Source organism: Bacillus sp. ISL-57, from assembly GCF_018613135.1.
Lineage (GTDB): Bacteria > Bacillota > Bacilli > Bacillales > DSM-1321 > Peribacillus > Peribacillus frigoritolerans.
This window is the reverse complement of sequence record NZ_JAGGQV010000002.1, coordinates 1-15,253: the sequence shown is the minus strand read 5'-3', so window position 1 is coordinate 15,253 and position 15,253 is coordinate 1. Positions and strand designations below refer to the sequence as shown.

Here is a 15,253-nt window from a genome sequence, read left to right as displayed (position 1 = left end):
GAGCCCTTTAAGAGCGTTTCTTGGAATATAACGTTAATTGTCAATAAAACATAATTCCGAACAAATGAGAAGAAGAGGGTCACATCCGGAGAACCCATTCAATTCGTAAAGGGTTTTAGATTGGTGGAATGAAAGACATTCATATCGACCTTTTATGTGGAGTCGTCACAAAATAGCAGCAAATAAGGTATGTTTTTTAGAAGCTTGTTATGCCCGCCACTAACAAAAATCAGTTTTATTAAATGGTAAAGACAAGATACAGAAGAATATGACAACCCCTCTTTGTCATAACATTTAGAAAAAGATAAGGGTGTGACAATTCTAAGTATGAAGAAAAACGACCAAATCGTTATTTATATAATAAAAGGTTCAACAATAAAAAGGTTTTTAATCCTGGATCTAATTATTGGATCAGGAATTTTTTATGTGGTCAAATTCATTTCTTCAAGCATAATAATAGCTAGTGCGAGCAGTTTTATTGGAACGGAAGGAATTAAAAAGGCACCGAAAGTGCTAAAAAGTGCTATTGGATTAATATCCTAAGAACTGGAAATTAAATGATTCCTTACCTTATTTGTTGCAAGGAAATACACAGCAAATAGCCATTCAAATATGATCAATAAGATCGGTCGTAAGATTAGTCAAACTGGATTTAAACAAGATTGTGTAGGATGAAATGGGCAGTAATGAACGTATACATCAATAATGATTCATATTAATTGGGAGGGGATCATGACAAAACCTCAAAAAGTGAGACCCTATTTAACTACGCGTAGTTTGCTGCCGGAAAATCAGGAGACACCCATTCAATTCATCAATGATGATAGTGTGGTAAACCAATTATTTTTTAGAAGGAACCACTTTACTTATCCGACAATTTCTTATTCAAACTATTGGCTTCCTATAAATGGAGTAGTATCAGTTCCATTACTGCTGTCCATGCAAGATATTCTTCAATATCCATCCAAAACGGTTGAAGTTGTCCTTGAATGCTCGGGAGACAAGCGTAATCTCTTCGAACCTAAAACATTTGGAGAACAATGGGAAAAGGGGGCCATTAGTCAAGGGGAGTGGAAAGGTGTACCATTACGGACGTTGCTTGAAATATCTGGAATAGGAGAAGGGGCACAAGAAGTTGTCGTGGAGGGATATGATTATGGCCTTAGGACCGATCTGGATGAGGTTTACACCTACACGAGGAGTTTGCCTATCGAGAAAGCACTGCATCAGGATACAATCATTGCATATGAGTATAATAACCAGCCAATTCCTTTTAAACATGGTTATCCATTGAGATTAATCGTTCCGCAGTGGTATGCAATGGCATCTGTTAAGTGGATAAAGCAGATAAGTGTTATTAATACTCCTTTCACTGGGCCTTTTCAAACCATTGATTATATGTATTATCCAAATAAAGACAATGATCAAAATGCATTTCCTGTCACTGCAATAAATATCAATTCGACTATCCAAAAACCGCTGGATATGGAAAAAATTAATACAGGTGTGCATTTAATCAAAGGGATTGCATGGACAGGGAAAGGGGTTATTACCAAGGTGGAAATTAGTATTGATGATGGCTATACATGGAGTAATGCCGATATATTACCTGGTAAGAATGTTGGTTATGGATGGGTTAGTTGGTCTTTCGAATGGAGTATATCAGAAAAAGGTGAGTACACGATTAAATCCAAAGCAACAGATTCATTTGGTCAAATTCAACCTAATTTACCTTTTTGGAATAAGAAAGGTTATGGGTATAATGCCATTGATAAAATAAAGGTTAAGGTAGAATAACTTTAATTTTAATTTAAGGAAATGAAAACGGCTGAAAAAACTTTTGGATTTAGCCAAATAACGTTTTTTTGGTATAGAGATAAAACCCTTCCAAAAGAGTTTTGGAAGGTTTTTTGGCATGGAAAAAAGAACTGAATAAGAACGAATATGTATGTGGAAGCCAAACTTCAGTTTCACACCATTTTAGATCAGGTGTTTCCTGAATACAGGAAGGTTTTCGGGGATCTATATTCAAGGGTTTCTTTATTGATATTAAATGAATATCCAACTTCAGAGGCGGTATTAACAGCCGGGGAAAGTAAGCTAGCAGAGAGTCTTATAGAGTTTTGTCCAAGCCGATCGGGTCAATGGGCATGGAAAAAGCAAAAAAAATAATGGACTCCGCATCTCAAAATCCATTTCAAAAAAAAGTGTATGAAAGTCACGTAATCAATCTTCTTATGTATATGGAGTTACTTTTTGATTACCAGGGACACCTTTCTAATTTGGCAGACCGTACAGTTGCCCTGGCAAATGAACTGGAAGAATATAAGATCATCAATCGATTCCCGGTATCGGAGAAAAAATCGCGGCCACGATTATCTCTGAATTTGGTGAAATCGGTCGATTTAATCATCCGAAAAAACTGGATGCCTTCGCTGGAGTAGATCCAAGTGTTCACTCATAGGGTAAGTTTACGGCAACCATTAATCGTATTCGAGCAGATTACGTCATTCTCTGTATCTTGCCGTACTATGCGTCATAAGAAGTTCGGTTCTGGTGCGAAAATTTCAAGACAATTGCCAATAATCTATAAATCTTGGACATACTGATACTATTACTCTAAAAAAGAGGTGTGATTGGTATGAAAAATGCCCAGCCTATCTCGTAGCGATTCAAGAGTTAAAAGAAGGCATACAAATAAGTTCGTTCGATGTTAGGGTTAAAATCATTTCGTACAGCTACTTACATATTGAGTGGTATAGAAGCGAAGCAATGATTAAAATGAAGCAGGTACATCAAGGGGAAAAGTCTGCGCAAAACCAAAAAAAATTCACCCATAAATTATTTGGATTAGCTTCATAAGTTAGAGCCATTCAAAGGAATTGATACTCTAGGTCTGTAGCGAGTAGTTTTTGCACCAGAACCATAAAAAGTATTGTAGATCTTGTGCGAAAAGATTCAGTTCATTTGAAATGATAGGATTCATTATAAAAACACCATCCTTTCTCGTAAACTTCTTACGATTAGCATAGCGTTTTTTCTTTTTGACGGTATAATTTTAACTTAGCTTGATACAGGAACCCCAAGAGGTATGATTTTAAGGGCATGGGGTAATTCCATCGGTAGGACCCCTTAATGTATATATTGAAAAACACCGACCTTTTGAACGTTGTTTTAAGCTTAGACTTTAAAAGGAAACTTTTAAAAAAATTCATCTCTATGCATTAAAAGTTCTCTTCAAGTGACAGGCTAACTCAATTTTCAACATATCTTCAGTGTTATTGAAACTTAGATTTAAGGCTTCTTCAATTTTTTTTAGACGTTGGTACAGTGTATTAATATGAATATGTAATTTTTCGGCTGCCTGTATTGCAGAACGATTTGAATTTGTATAGACTAACAATGTTTTTTCTAATTCATTTTTCTTTGCTTTATGAGACCATAATGGTGAAAATATTTCGTTCAAAAACCTTTCTATTTCTTCGGGCTTTTGATTTAAGAAAAAGCGATTAAGTCCAATTTCTCCATATCTTATCATACCAGGCCTGTTCTGTTCTGTTAAATACGTTAGAGCTTTACCAGCTTCATCATAGCTTTTCCGGATATTTTCAACACCATAATAAGAATTACCGATTCCGGCACTCAATGTCGGTCCGTCTTTTCTGTTCCATTCTTTAATGATTGAATCAAGCAGTTTAGTAATTGAAGAAATATGATCTGCACTTGATAAAGAAATTAGAAGTGTAACTTTATTATGAAAGCCATAAACGATCTTTTCGGTTCTAGCCATTTGTTGTTTAATAATCGAGACCAATCGATGAATAATAGCTTCTAAAACTTGCAAATCTTGATAGGATCTTATTTTAAATAAGGTGACAAACATGATAGAATTCATATTTAAACCAAGTTCTTTCCCTTTTGTTAAAAGTAGTTCTGGCTCTTTATATTCTAATAACTCGGTAAAATATTCATGTGTCTTTTTGTAATACACATCAGTCAATGTATGCTGTTTTGCCAATTCTAATGCAAGGGTTGAGCCTCCTTGCTCAATGGTAATTCGCTCAAGATGTGAAAGAGGTTTAAGAAGAGTAATGATCAAGCAACCTAAGAAAACGGTTCTATTGATGATGGGGTATATAAAATATCTGTATGCTTGTTGATCATATACATCAATATAAACAGGGTACTGACGTTCAAAGAACAAAATTGATATTTCGTCAATGCTTAACGGAGGAATTTGATCTGGCTTATTGAAATAAAACTCATTTCCTAAAAAATCAGCAAAAACAATCTGGGTATCTAACATTCGATTTAATTCCATAATAATAGCTTGTACTCCCTCATTTTGCAGTGAAAGCTTTGTTAACGTTTCGTGAACTTCATTTCTTTTTAAAAGAAATTGATTTCTCTCCTTTAATTGATTACTCAATTTAGTAACTTCTTCTAAACTCATTCTCACTTTTGTGTATAGGCGCGCATTTTCAATGGCGACCGCTGCTTGATCCGCAAATCCTTGTAGTAAATTCAAGTCACGCTCTGTCAATCTTCTTTTTGTATCGTATTGATGAACAATCATTATTCCAATTCGCTTACTCCCAATTGAAACGGGTACACACATGATTGCTCTCACATCCAAGCTTATCGCGGATGAAGAAATGTAGAATAAATTTTCATTTGACATATTGTTAACAAACATTTCGTTTATAACTTCTTCATTAGAGTTGAGAATTCTGGCTTTTCCATCCATAAAGACTTTTCCAGTAATTCCCTCACCAATTTTTGTTTTAAAATATTGAATCTGCTGGTTAAAACCAACCGATGCACTTGGAACTAACCGTTCAATTTCAGCATCATAAAGTTGTAAATATCCTGCATCTACAGCAGTAATAACTGCAAGAGCATTCCCGACTATTTTTGTCAGCAATTCATCCAGATCAAGAGATGAGCTAATAGATTGCATGCCTTCCATTAGTTTTTCAAGTTCGTTCTCTCTTACTTGGAACATCTCATGTGTGAAAAAATAGTAAAAAAGCAGATATAAATGGTCGAGCTCATTAACATTGAAAAAACACTCTTTATCTAACACACAAACGATCACCTGATAATCTTCCAAATAGGAAAATGACAGATAGGTATCTCCCCCTTCATACAAAAGCTTAGATTGCTCATAATCTATTTCAGTTAATGGCAATTTTTCAATATCCTCTTTACCCTGTTTATAAGCTAAATTGAAATTCTCCTCTAGTGGTTTGCGTATCCAAATCTGATAAGAAGTGTCTATATATTTAGTATTGAAAAAGGCAAGTATCTTTTCATATATATTCAATTTATTCCTTCCCTCCTTTTGTGTAAAAATTTACACATATCATAAATATAAACGTTAGAAACCTACATTGTAATAATATTCTGAATAATATAAAATTTCAATACGTGAGTTGTGCTGCGAATTTTTATTTAGCACTTTGTCGCAAATCAACCGTTTCAAAATAGATTCTTCTTAGATTGTAACCAGAGGCTACTATTATTTAAAAAGCAATGGGAGGTCAAAAATGGAACGGTTAGTGGGAAATGGACAAAACAAAATAATAATTCTTGCACTTTTATTTCTTGGTTGGATGGTCTCTTATCTTGATCGAGTTTCAATTAACATTGCAATGGTGCAAATTGGTGAAGAGTTTCAGTTGGGCCCAGAAGCTTACGGGACTGTCCTTAGCATTTTTTTCGCAGGATATGCACTCATGCAAATTCCTGGCGGATGGTTGGCAGATAAGTTCGGTTCTAGGAAAGTGCTCATTTGGTCGGTCGTCTTATGGTCTTTATTCACCATTTTAACAGGATTTGCGTGGTCGATGCTTTCTTTAATCGTGATCCGGTTTCTTTTTGGACTAGGTGAAGGAGGCTATCCTGCTGCCAGTCAAAAGACAGTTGCTGAAGTGTTTCCGAAGGAGCAAAGGGCAAGGGCATCGTCATCGATTATGTCTTCGAATTATTTTGGCGGGGCGCTGGCACCGATTCTTGCGACACCACTAATTGTTGCACATGGCTGGAGAAACATGTTTTTTATTACCGGTGTACTTGGGATTGTCGTTGCTGTTCTATTTTGGTTGTTTATTCGCCCACGCTCTGAAGTAAAAGAATTAAAAGAAGCAAAAGTGGAAAAAGTGCAAATTTCTAAAAATAAAGTAATACCAGTAAGAGACTTATTAAAAATGCAAGTAGTATGGAAGTTAATCGTCATTTGGTTTGGAATCGGTATTGTTAACTGGGGACTTGCTTCCTGGATGCCAACTTATTTAGTTAAAGTACGAAATATTGATTTGATGTCATCAGGTATGCTATTGGCATTGCCTGCCATTGTTGGGGGATTTGCAACTATTATGGGCGGTTGGATTTTAGATAAGATAACTGGGCGTGAAAAAATTTTTTTAGTTGCAAGTTCCGTCTTAACGGCTGTCTTTCTTTATTTTATGTTTAAGGCTCCAACAGTTTCCCTTGTCATTACTTTTTCAATCTTGATAAGTGTCGTTAAATCATTTGTATTAGCGACAGTTTTTGCTCTCCCTCATAAATTGCTTCCAACAGAAGTAATTGGAACGGCGATCGGAACCATTAATTTTGGAGGTCAGATTGCAGGGTTTGTAGCTCCTCTTGCTATTGGATTTTTAATCGGTGCTTTCAATGGTTCCTATGATGCGGCATTCTGGTTCTTGATTGCATCAACTATTTTTGCAGGACTTGTCGGACTAACGCTTAATACCAATAATCATTCGAAACAATACCCAGATAGAAATGCAACAGTCCAATAACTATTATTAAGGAAAAGGGTTAAAGCAAAGTGAAATATACCCCTAGCAAATTGAAAAAATATGCTGGAATAGCATTTTAAGCAAGGGAAAATGGCTTCGATCCAGCCCATTTCATAAATCAGCTTTTTTTAAAACATAATACTTTTTCATTCAAAATGGTAGTTATAAAACCGTCTTATTAATTTTATGATATAAAGGGGTGCTTTTAACATGCTAGAAAACTTATTTGACAGATTGGAAGAACTGTATCCAGACCTAGTGAACTTTAGAAGAGATTTACATATGTATCCTGAACTATCCTTTAAGGAAGAAAACACACCAAAAAAGATTGCTGCCTTTTTATCAACTTTAGGAATAGAAGTAAAAATAGGTGTAGGTGGTAGAGGTGTAGTCGGGTTTCTAAAAGGAGGCAAACGGGGCAAGACAGTAGCATTAAGGGCAGATTTTGATGCTCTTCCAATTCAAGATGAAAAAGAAGTAGAATATAAATCTCGAATTCCCGGCGTCATGCACGCTTGCGGACATGATATTCATACAGCTGCTTTGCTTGGAGTAGCGAAAGTATTAAGTGAAGTGAAGGACAAAATCGAAGGAAATGTTGTATTTATCCATCAATTTGCTGAAGAGCAGCTTCCAGGAGGAGCGAAATTCATGATTGAAGACGATTGTCTGGAAGGGGTGGATGTCATTTATGGGGCTCATGTAGCAGCCACGTTTCCAACAGGATCCGTAGGTGTACGTGAGGGTTATTCGATGGCTGCTTACGATTCTTTTGAAATTGAGATCTATGGAAAAGGCGCACATGGGGCAATGCCGCATTTAAGTGTGGACCCTCTTGTAACAGGCTGCCAGCTAGTGTTGAACTTACAACAAATTGTAAGTCGCCGTGTGAACCCAATAAAACCAGCTGTATTGACTATCGGTTCATTTAATAGTGGGCAAACATTTAATGTTATTCCCGGAACGGGAAAAATTACTGGAACAGTTCGAACATTTGATGAAGATGTTAGAGACTTAATAGAAAAAACGATTGGAGAAATAACTAAAACAACATGTGAAGGGGCTGGTGCAACCTCAAAATATAATTATCGTAGAGGTTATCCTGCCCTTTGGAACCATCCAGAAGAATCGAAAAGAGTGGAGGAACTCGCGAATAATCTTTTTGGCCAAGAAAAAGTAATCCATATTCCACAGGCAATGGGTGGTGAAGATTTTGCTTATTATTTACAAAAAGTGCCGGGTACTTTTTTCCATGTTGGCGGGGGACATGAGTATCCGCATCATCATCCAATGTTTGATGTAGAAGAAAAATCTATTCTGCAAATTGGGAAGTTGTTTATTTCATCTGCATTTCATTATCTCACTGATGGGAAAGTAAAACCTGATCAAGTACAAGTATAAAGGTAGAAACAATTTATCACTTTTCTTCTAGTAAGTTTCCCTACTTTCAGGATATTTTTACTGGTTTAATGATTTTTAAAAATAGTGTTATTGATTTAACATACAGTATCTTAATAACATAGTTTTTTTAGAAAATGAATACTTAGTAAAGAAAATATCTTTTTGGGATTGCTGATTGGAACCAATGAACTTCCAACAGATGGTTCCGGTGCAAATATGACCTGTTAGAATCTCAATATCCTTTTCATCTATGAATTATGAGGCTGCTCGAAATAATTTATGTATGAATTCAACGCTTTGAACAGACTTCACCCCTTGTTGAAGTTGTCCTTTGCATCATCTCCACTCCACAGATGATTTGTTTAGCTGTCGAAACTTTTTTAATCCTAGCATAGAACGGACTCGCTTCTTTATGTGATCTTGTTCCACTAGATTGTTAAGTTACCGAATTCGTCTGATTTTAACACCTTCAGGCATCATCTTTTCCTCTTTTAACTGGCTCATGGCTAAAGGATACGCTGGATTTTTATTTACCCTAACGACACGTGGTGTTGTAGAATGACAAACAGCCAAGGCTTTTTTGAAAAAAGCGCTTGGCTGCTTTGGTATCTCTTGATTTACTTAAATAAAAGTAAATTGTTTTTCCTTCAGAATCCACAGCGCGATACAGGGTTCTGGTGTAAAATGATTTGGACAGCTAACTCAAAATTAATATTACCTAATATGCGAGCAGTTTTTTTTCGAGTAAGAAATATTCAAAATTTTTATGGAATGTAAGACTATAATGTGGTAATTTAACTTATATTTTTGTTTATATTTTGACAATATTAGAGGTTTGCACCAGAGCCGTATTTATTTTAGCTTTGGCAATTAAGGTGCTGCCTTCCACTTCTTGGATTCGGCACTTGGGGAGACTGGTTTTATAAGGGATTCGAACTATTAGTTGTAGCTTGTCCTTGTGCTTTGGTAATTTCTACGCCTGTTGCGATCGTATCAGCCATTGGGAACGCTTGCGGAGAATGGAGTCTTAATTAAAAGTGGCACGTTCTTAGAAAAAGCAGGTGCCATTACTGCCATTGCATTTTCTATAGCCAAAGCGATTGTTGGATATGCAAAGGAAAAAGGAATTCAGCCTAAAAATGGCAAGTTATTCAAAAATATCGTGGGAAAAGGCGTTCAAGCAACAATTCAAGGAGATATCTTTTACGCTGGAAAACTAAAACTATTCGAAGGAAAATGAAATCAATCATGAAACAGAAAACATTAGTTATATGAAATGTATCCTTTTAAAATAGTTAACTTTAATTTTGAATGTTGTCTTATTCGTAGAATATCTACGAAGTAACAGGTTCCTTGAAGGGCACTGTGACCCATCAGGTTAGCATAACTGGCCTTCCACCCCGTGGATAGGCATGACGAAGGAATGAGAGGGCAATTGACCCGTTGAGACATGGAGGGAAAGCCTCCAGGAGTGGCGTGGAGATGTACATTACATAGAAAAATATGGCGTGGAAGCTGGCTCCTTTATTTAACTATGCCTTCACGAAGCCTAACTGATTTGAACTCATTTCATTTACCGTAAGACTAATTACAAGGGTTATGAAATCCTGCGAATAAGTGAGCATTCGAGAAATATTCGTATCAAACTGAGGGAGTTAAAAAGTGCTGTTTGACCTTTGTTCAAAATTGGGCCATATTCTTGAATAAGAGAAGAGATCAATCGTAAGAATATTCAATTAACGGGGGCAGGATAGCGCAATATTTTGCTGGCAGTTATAATGTTCAAAAACGGATATTTAATGGCTCCAATTCATATGATGTATACCAGTGATCTGTGTCGGAATATTCTTAAAAGGGAGGTAAGGTGTGTAATGAAGGATCCTAATAAGATTTACAACACTGCGGTAGAGGCAACTTTGGAGGTGATTGGAGGAAAGTGGAAACCCGCAATTCTCTTTCATCTAACATTTGGAAAGAAACGCAACAATGAATTGAAAAGCTTAATACCCGCAATTACTCAAAAAATGTTAACGCAGCAACTTCGGGAGCTTGAAGAGGAAGACGTCATCTTGCGCATTTCTTACAATCAGGTTCCACCAAAAGTCGAATATGAGTTAACAGACTACGGCTGGAGTCTAAAGGAGATGCTGCATCTGATGTGTAGGTGGGGGGATTCGCATTTAGAGAGAAAGTACGGGGGAAGGGCTACCGTTCTAGCCAATCCACAGCTTGAAGACGTACATAACAAATAAGAAGCCGACCTGATATACTAGGCCGGCTTTTTGTTTATGGGATAACTTTACGTTTGCGGAAGTCGTCGAAGATATTTATAAACATCGCTTCGGTATCGACGTATTCGTGAAAACCTAAGCGACGGGCCTTAGTTCCGTCGGCGAAGAAATCGTAATCCCAAGAGAACACGAAATCACCGAATCGCCAGGAGGATACGTCTTGATAGGAATGCCGAGCAAGCCCATGGTTCTTGACCATTTTGTTCCAAAGTTGCTCTTTGTCCGCCATGACAACGTCCAGTGACATCTGCAGCGGAGGAGCCGTCTCCAAGCCGAAGTAGTGAGCGATTTTCGGCCATAATTCATTCCAACGGAAAAGATCGCCGTTCGTGATGTTAAATGCCTGATTAGCACAACGCTCTTCAGTCGCCGCCCATACTGTTGCCTTCGCGAGAAGCCCCGCATCTGTCATCTCCAAGAGGCTGTCATAGGCACCTGGTTTGCCCGGAAACCGTAGCGGAAGTCCAAGCTCCTTCGAAATTGAGGCGTAGATCGCAATAACCATGGCGAGGTTCATCGGATTTCCAAGCGAGAAACCGCAGACTACAGAAGGACGGAGCGCCGACCAAGTCCAAGCCTTTCCTTTTTGCCTTTGTTCTAAGAATTCTTGCTGATCAATATTGAACTCGGGTGGCATATGGTTAGCGTCTGTCTCACGAGCAGGGGTCTTGAATGGGCCGAGATGTGCGCCGTATACCTTGTATCCCTGCATCAAACTGACATGTTTTAAACCCGGCGCGATTGGTTCTATCGCCTCTACGGTATTCACTAGCATGGAGAGGTTGGGAGGAACAAGTTCGGCCCAAGTTGGACGGTCCTGATATGCGGCATAGAAGATGTGTGTTACCTCAGTTAAACTGTTTAGCTTCTCGCGGGTGTCGTCTATATTGAGTAGATTCGCAGCCACATACCGGACACGGCCGACAGACTCTCCGCCTCGACGCGATACGCCGATTACGTCCCAGTCAGGGAGAGTAATGAGGTGATCAATAAGGTTGCGTCCGATAACACCATTTGCGCCTACGACCAAGGCGACTTTGCGTGTTGATAGAGATTCATTATTCATAGTGTTTCAGCTCCTTCTGTAATATGCTTTGTTCACTGTTATTTTGCATCAAGAAATCACGCTTGAGAAGTACGCACTTTGGAGTACTATAAGCACTTTTTTGTAATCCAGCAGTGCTCTTAAGAAAAATATTTTGTATTAAAACGTCAAAAACTAAATTTTTAAATAATCCTATCACTTCTCTTATTCGTTCTTACGCTAACGGGTGCTTTAGCTGAAGATCGGAGCTGTCATTAAGACAGCTTTTTCTTATGGAACTAACGGGGCAGGATAGTTGAAGAAGGATGCATCTTCTCTAGGCTATATGAGTTTCATTTAATTCTACAAATACAATTTAAAAAATCGGTAAAATATAAACTTCCAATGACAATACATAAATTAGGAGAAAAAATGAAAATCAAATATATTATTTTGCTTGTTTCTATTATCTTAGTAGGATTTATTAGCTTTCGAACCATTTCTTTCTTTACAGAGGGACGAAGCTTTTACTTTAAACATACAAATTCAACGGACCTTTCTAACGAATCCTTCGGGAAGGTACGACTCCACGATAACATTCATAGTCCATCTTTTTTAGAACGATATGGAGTGCCCCTGAACAGGGAAGACAACAATTTGTATGATTATTATCATTGGAGAAACGGAATAGAGACGGCTTCAATCATCACTGGAAAAGAGAAAGGGGAAATTGTTCGTTTAATCATAGGAGAAGTCGAAGAATATGTGAAGAAAAACAATCTCCAGACTGCTAAAGGAATAATAATTGGCAGTACTAAACAGGATGTTCTTTCTGTTTATGGGTCGCATTACTATAAACGAACTGAACAAGGAGTAGATATCATTGGCTATGTTGATCAAAAACAACATGTGACTCTTGAATTCTGGCTCGTAGAAGATGGAAAAGTAGCTGAAATTCGATTGGATGATTCAAACATGGAATAATTAAATTGTTAAAAGTAAGGGTGATTAAATTTCATTCCTTATTAAACTAAAGGGTAGCGATTCTGGAAGAGGTTTCGCTTTTCTTATAGAACTAACGGGTGCGTTAGCTGAAGGTTGGAGCTGTCTTTAAGGCAGCTTTTTCTTATGGAACTATCGGGGCAGGATAGTTGAATAAGAACTTTTGTGTGATTATAGTAAATATATGTAAGAATTAGTATCGATTAGGGGGGGCTTATGATATATGATAATCTAAATAAAACAATTACCACTAAAAGGCTAGTATTAAGACTGTTTCAAAAATCTGATGCAGTAGCTGTTACTAAACTATGTAATAATTATAATATTTATAAAAATACATTGTACCTACCTTATCCATACTCTTTAGATGATGCTTTATCATGGATTGAGCATCATCTTGATAATTTTAATGCTAATAAATCATATGAATTTGCTATAACAGATAAGGAAAGTGGAGAATTATATGGGGCTATAGCGCTATCTAACAACCAAAAGTTTAATAATGGTGAAATAGCCTATTGGATTGGTGAAAAATTTTGGGGAAATGGATATGCTACAGAGGCAGCGCAAGTTATATTACATTTTGCATTTGAAGAAAAGCAATACCATAAAGTATTTGCCCGTTACTTTAATTCAAATTCAGCTTCAGGAAGAGTGATGCAAAAATTAGGCTTGAAAAAAGAAGGGGTATTAATTGACCATGTGAGGAAAGAAAATCGATTTGAAGATCTAGTATATTATGGATTTATTAACTCAGAAGAATTATAGTTTAAACTGCTTATTTTTCGGGTGGAGATATGCTGAATTATTCGCCAATGGTGGACCGACGGTGAATTAATGGGTTCAACCAGAAATATCTGGCTGAACTTATTTTACTAAAGGGTGCTTTACTTCAATAAGGAAGGTTGAGTGAGGCAGCCTTTTTTATGGAACTAAAGGAGGATCTACCTTAGGTGTAGAGTGACAATTTTGTTCATTAATACTTATATTCATTTAAATTTCAGAAGCTTCTGGTTGGAAACCTCCTATATTTCTATCTTCGACTACCATGCGCAATCCACGCTTCGGTCTGAGTGTAATAGACGGAAGTGGCTTTACTTCATGATGGTCAGGCGCCAGCCTTATCCGATATCGTTGAGCAATGCATGCTAGGACAAGCACAGCTTCCATCACTGCAAAATGATTACCGATACAAACTCTCGGACCTCCGCCAAATGGAAAGTAAGCGAACGGAGGTAGGGTTTTCATAAAGTTGTTTTCAAATCGCTCAGGTTTAAAGGAATCTGGATTATCAAAATACTCAGGCTTGTGGTGCATCACATACTGACTCAACAGGATCATATCGCCTTTTTTAAAAAGATACCCTCCAATTACCACATCCTCCGCCACTTCCCGTTGTATGATATAGGCAGGCGGGTATATGCGCATTGATTCATAGATAACATTTTGTGTGAATGTTAATTTCATAAAATCGCCAGTTGTTAGATTACGGTTGCCGATTACGCTATCTATTTCATTGAAAAGTTTAGTTTCCACATCAGGGTGTTGGGAAAGCAAGTATAAGGTCCAGGAAAGCACATTTGCTGTTGTTTCGTGACCGGCAAGGAAAATGGTCATTAACTCATCACGTAACTGCTTGTCTGTCATAGCTAAGCCATCCTCATCATCTCGAGCATCCATTAGAATCCCAAGCATATCCTCATGTCTCTCTGCCTCTGTTCTACGTTTTTCAATAAAGCTATAAATCACCTTATCAAGTCTCTGTTTCGCAATTTTATATTCACGGTTGTTTTTAGTTGGAACCCATAGTGGCATTTGAAGTGTTCGCATTCTTTTAACGGCAATTCTCATGAAGGCTTCTATAGGTTCCCCGAGCATGCCATATCCTTCTTTGAGGTTCATGCTGAACATGGTCTTGCTGATAATACCCAGTGCAAGGCTCATCATATCCTCCGTAATAATCCTTTCTTCTCTGTTTTTCCAAGTGGAAATATAGTCCATTGTTATATCAATCATATCCTGACCATAATTGCTAATATGAGACTTTTTGAAAGAGGGTTGAATAAGCCTTCTTTGGCGCATGTGAATTTCTTTTTCACTTGTAAGAAGGCCTTCTCCGAGTACTGGTTTTAAAGCAGAGAAGTCCTTTGATTTCAAGAAGGATTTTTGTTTTGTTACAAGTACCTGCTTAATTAAATCTGAATTTGAAATAAGGTAAACATTATGGAAAGGTCCAAAACGAATTTTAGCAACTTCTCCATATTCTTTTGCTAAACGGGTAAGAAAACCAAGTGTATCTGAAATAAACTCCTTTGAATGGCCAGTAATTAACTTTCCTTTTGGGCCAGGAGAATCATTTGAAAAATTTGTGTCACTCATTGGTTTGTTTCCTCCATTTCGGTATAATTACATGTATTCATTCTATGAGGAAAGTATTGATTGGTTTGGACAAGTTGTTAATAAGACGACTAACAAATACAATATATTTTTAAAAAGATAGTTAATCAATTTTAATGAAATTATAAGTGTGTATAAAGGAATACTATTAATAAACGAAATCAAAGTGTTTATGAAATTGTAAAGGCACCCATCCCTGGTTGTCACTTTCTTTTACTAATGAAAGCAGGTATGTATGGAACTACCTTACAAAAGTTATTATCTTGTTGAACTAACAAAAATGGGGTTGGAAACAGCTCCATTTCTTATGCAACTACCATGAAAATAGACTT

Annotated in this window: 10 protein-coding genes and 4 pseudogenes; 10 read left to right on the top strand and 4 right to left on the bottom strand. The window is 37.0% G+C overall.

The window, feature by feature from the left end; translation table 11 throughout:
- The first annotated feature begins 327 nt into the window (after positions 1 to 327).
- The 4 genes and pseudogenes from J7I90_RS03320 to J7I90_RS27175 form a co-directional block, all read left to right on the top strand.
- A complete protein-coding gene (locus J7I90_RS03320) occupies positions 328 to 543 on the top strand; it encodes a hypothetical protein (RefSeq protein ID WP_214768424.1) in 216 nt (71 codons plus the stop codon).
- 189 nt (positions 544 to 732) lie between these two features.
- Positions 733 to 1,797, top strand: a complete 1,065-nt coding sequence (locus tag J7I90_RS03315; protein ID WP_214768423.1) for a sulfite oxidase — start codon at positions 733 to 735, stop codon at positions 1,795 to 1,797.
- Between the two features lie 141 nt (positions 1,798 to 1,938).
- Positions 1,939 to 2,544, top strand: a pseudogene (locus J7I90_RS03310) (IS110 family transposase); the annotation flags it as partial.
- A 157-nt stretch (positions 2,545 to 2,701) separates the two neighbouring features.
- Positions 2,702 to 2,862 (top strand): annotated as a pseudogene (locus J7I90_RS27175) (IS6 family transposase); the annotation flags it as partial.
- Positions 2,863 to 3,217: 355 nt separating this feature from the next.
- Here the strand turns inward: J7I90_RS27175 and J7I90_RS03305 are convergent.
- Entirely contained in the window at positions 3,218 to 5,326 is a 2,109-nt protein-coding gene (locus tag J7I90_RS03305; RefSeq protein ID WP_214768422.1) for a helix-turn-helix domain-containing protein, read from the bottom strand.
- A 223-nt stretch (positions 5,327 to 5,549) separates the two neighbouring features.
- On the opposite strand from J7I90_RS03305, the gene J7I90_RS03300 reads away from it, so the two are divergent.
- Complete coding sequence (locus J7I90_RS03300; protein WP_214768421.1) at positions 5,550 to 6,806, top strand: MFS transporter; 1,257 nt, start codon at positions 5,550 to 5,552, stop codon at positions 6,804 to 6,806.
- 210 nt (positions 6,807 to 7,016) lie between these two features.
- Entirely contained in the window at positions 7,017 to 8,207 is a 1,191-nt protein-coding gene (locus J7I90_RS03295) for a M20 metallopeptidase family protein (protein WP_214768420.1), read from the top strand.
- 255 nt (positions 8,208 to 8,462) lie between these two features.
- Here J7I90_RS03295 and J7I90_RS03290 read toward each other — a convergent pair.
- Positions 8,463 to 8,877: pseudogene (locus J7I90_RS03290) on the bottom strand (DDE-type integrase/transposase/recombinase); the annotation flags it as partial.
- A gap of 163 nt (positions 8,878 to 9,040) precedes the next feature.
- Here J7I90_RS03290 and J7I90_RS03285 point away from each other — a divergent pair.
- Both J7I90_RS03285 and J7I90_RS03280 read left to right on the top strand, forming a co-directional pair.
- Positions 9,041 to 9,438 (top strand): annotated as a pseudogene (locus J7I90_RS03285) (heavy metal translocating P-type ATPase); the annotation flags it as partial.
- Between the two features lie 640 nt (positions 9,439 to 10,078).
- Positions 10,079 to 10,459, top strand: a complete 381-nt coding sequence (locus J7I90_RS03280; protein ID WP_214768419.1) for a winged helix-turn-helix transcriptional regulator — start codon at positions 10,079 to 10,081, stop codon at positions 10,457 to 10,459.
- Positions 10,460 to 10,493: 34 nt separating this feature from the next.
- Here the strand turns inward: J7I90_RS03280 and J7I90_RS03275 are convergent, their stop codons facing one another.
- Positions 10,494 to 11,564, bottom strand: coding sequence for an SDR family oxidoreductase (locus J7I90_RS03275; protein WP_214768418.1), 1,071 nt, complete (start codon positions 11,562 to 11,564; stop codon positions 10,494 to 10,496).
- Positions 11,565 to 11,954: 390 nt separating this feature from the next.
- Here J7I90_RS03275 and J7I90_RS03270 point away from each other — a divergent pair, with 390 nt between their 5' ends.
- Together J7I90_RS03270 and J7I90_RS03265 are read left to right on the top strand one after the other, a co-directional pair.
- Positions 11,955 to 12,506 (top strand): hypothetical protein, encoded by a 552-nt coding sequence (locus tag J7I90_RS03270; protein ID WP_214768417.1) that lies wholly within the window; start codon positions 11,955 to 11,957, stop codon positions 12,504 to 12,506.
- A 234-nt stretch (positions 12,507 to 12,740) separates the two neighbouring features.
- A complete protein-coding gene (locus J7I90_RS03265; protein ID WP_214768416.1) occupies positions 12,741 to 13,292 on the top strand; it encodes a GNAT family N-acetyltransferase in 552 nt (183 codons plus the stop codon).
- A gap of 225 nt (positions 13,293 to 13,517) precedes the next feature.
- Here J7I90_RS03265 and J7I90_RS03260 read toward each other — a convergent pair whose 3' ends face one another.
- Complete coding sequence (locus J7I90_RS03260; protein ID WP_214768415.1) at positions 13,518 to 14,903, bottom strand: cytochrome P450; 1,386 nt, start codon at positions 14,901 to 14,903, stop codon at positions 13,518 to 13,520.
- Positions 14,904 to 15,253 lie beyond the last annotated feature (350 nt).

Coding starts and splice junctions, on each gene's coding strand:
- J7I90_RS03320 (WP_214768424.1), top strand. CDS start 328: ATGAAGAAAAACGACCAAATCGTTATTTATATAATAAAAGGTTCAACA.
- J7I90_RS03315 (WP_214768423.1), top strand. CDS start 733: ATGACAAAACCTCAAAAAGTGAGACCCTATTTAACTACGCGTAGTTTG.
- J7I90_RS03300 (WP_214768421.1), top strand. CDS start 5,550: ATGGAACGGTTAGTGGGAAATGGACAAAACAAAATAATAATTCTTGCA.
- J7I90_RS03295 (WP_214768420.1), top strand. CDS start 7,017: ATGCTAGAAAACTTATTTGACAGATTGGAAGAACTGTATCCAGACCTA.
- J7I90_RS03280 (WP_214768419.1), top strand. CDS start 10,079: ATGAAGGATCCTAATAAGATTTACAACACTGCGGTAGAGGCAACTTTG.
- J7I90_RS03275 (WP_214768418.1), bottom strand. CDS start 11,564: ATGAATAATGAATCTCTATCAACACGCAAAGTCGCCTTGGTCGTAGGC.
- J7I90_RS03270 (WP_214768417.1), top strand. CDS start 11,955: ATGAAAATCAAATATATTATTTTGCTTGTTTCTATTATCTTAGTAGGA.
- J7I90_RS03265 (WP_214768416.1), top strand. CDS start 12,741: ATGATATATGATAATCTAAATAAAACAATTACCACTAAAAGGCTAGTA.
- J7I90_RS03260 (WP_214768415.1), bottom strand. CDS start 14,903: ATGAGTGACACAAATTTTTCAAATGATTCTCCTGGCCCAAAAGGAAAG.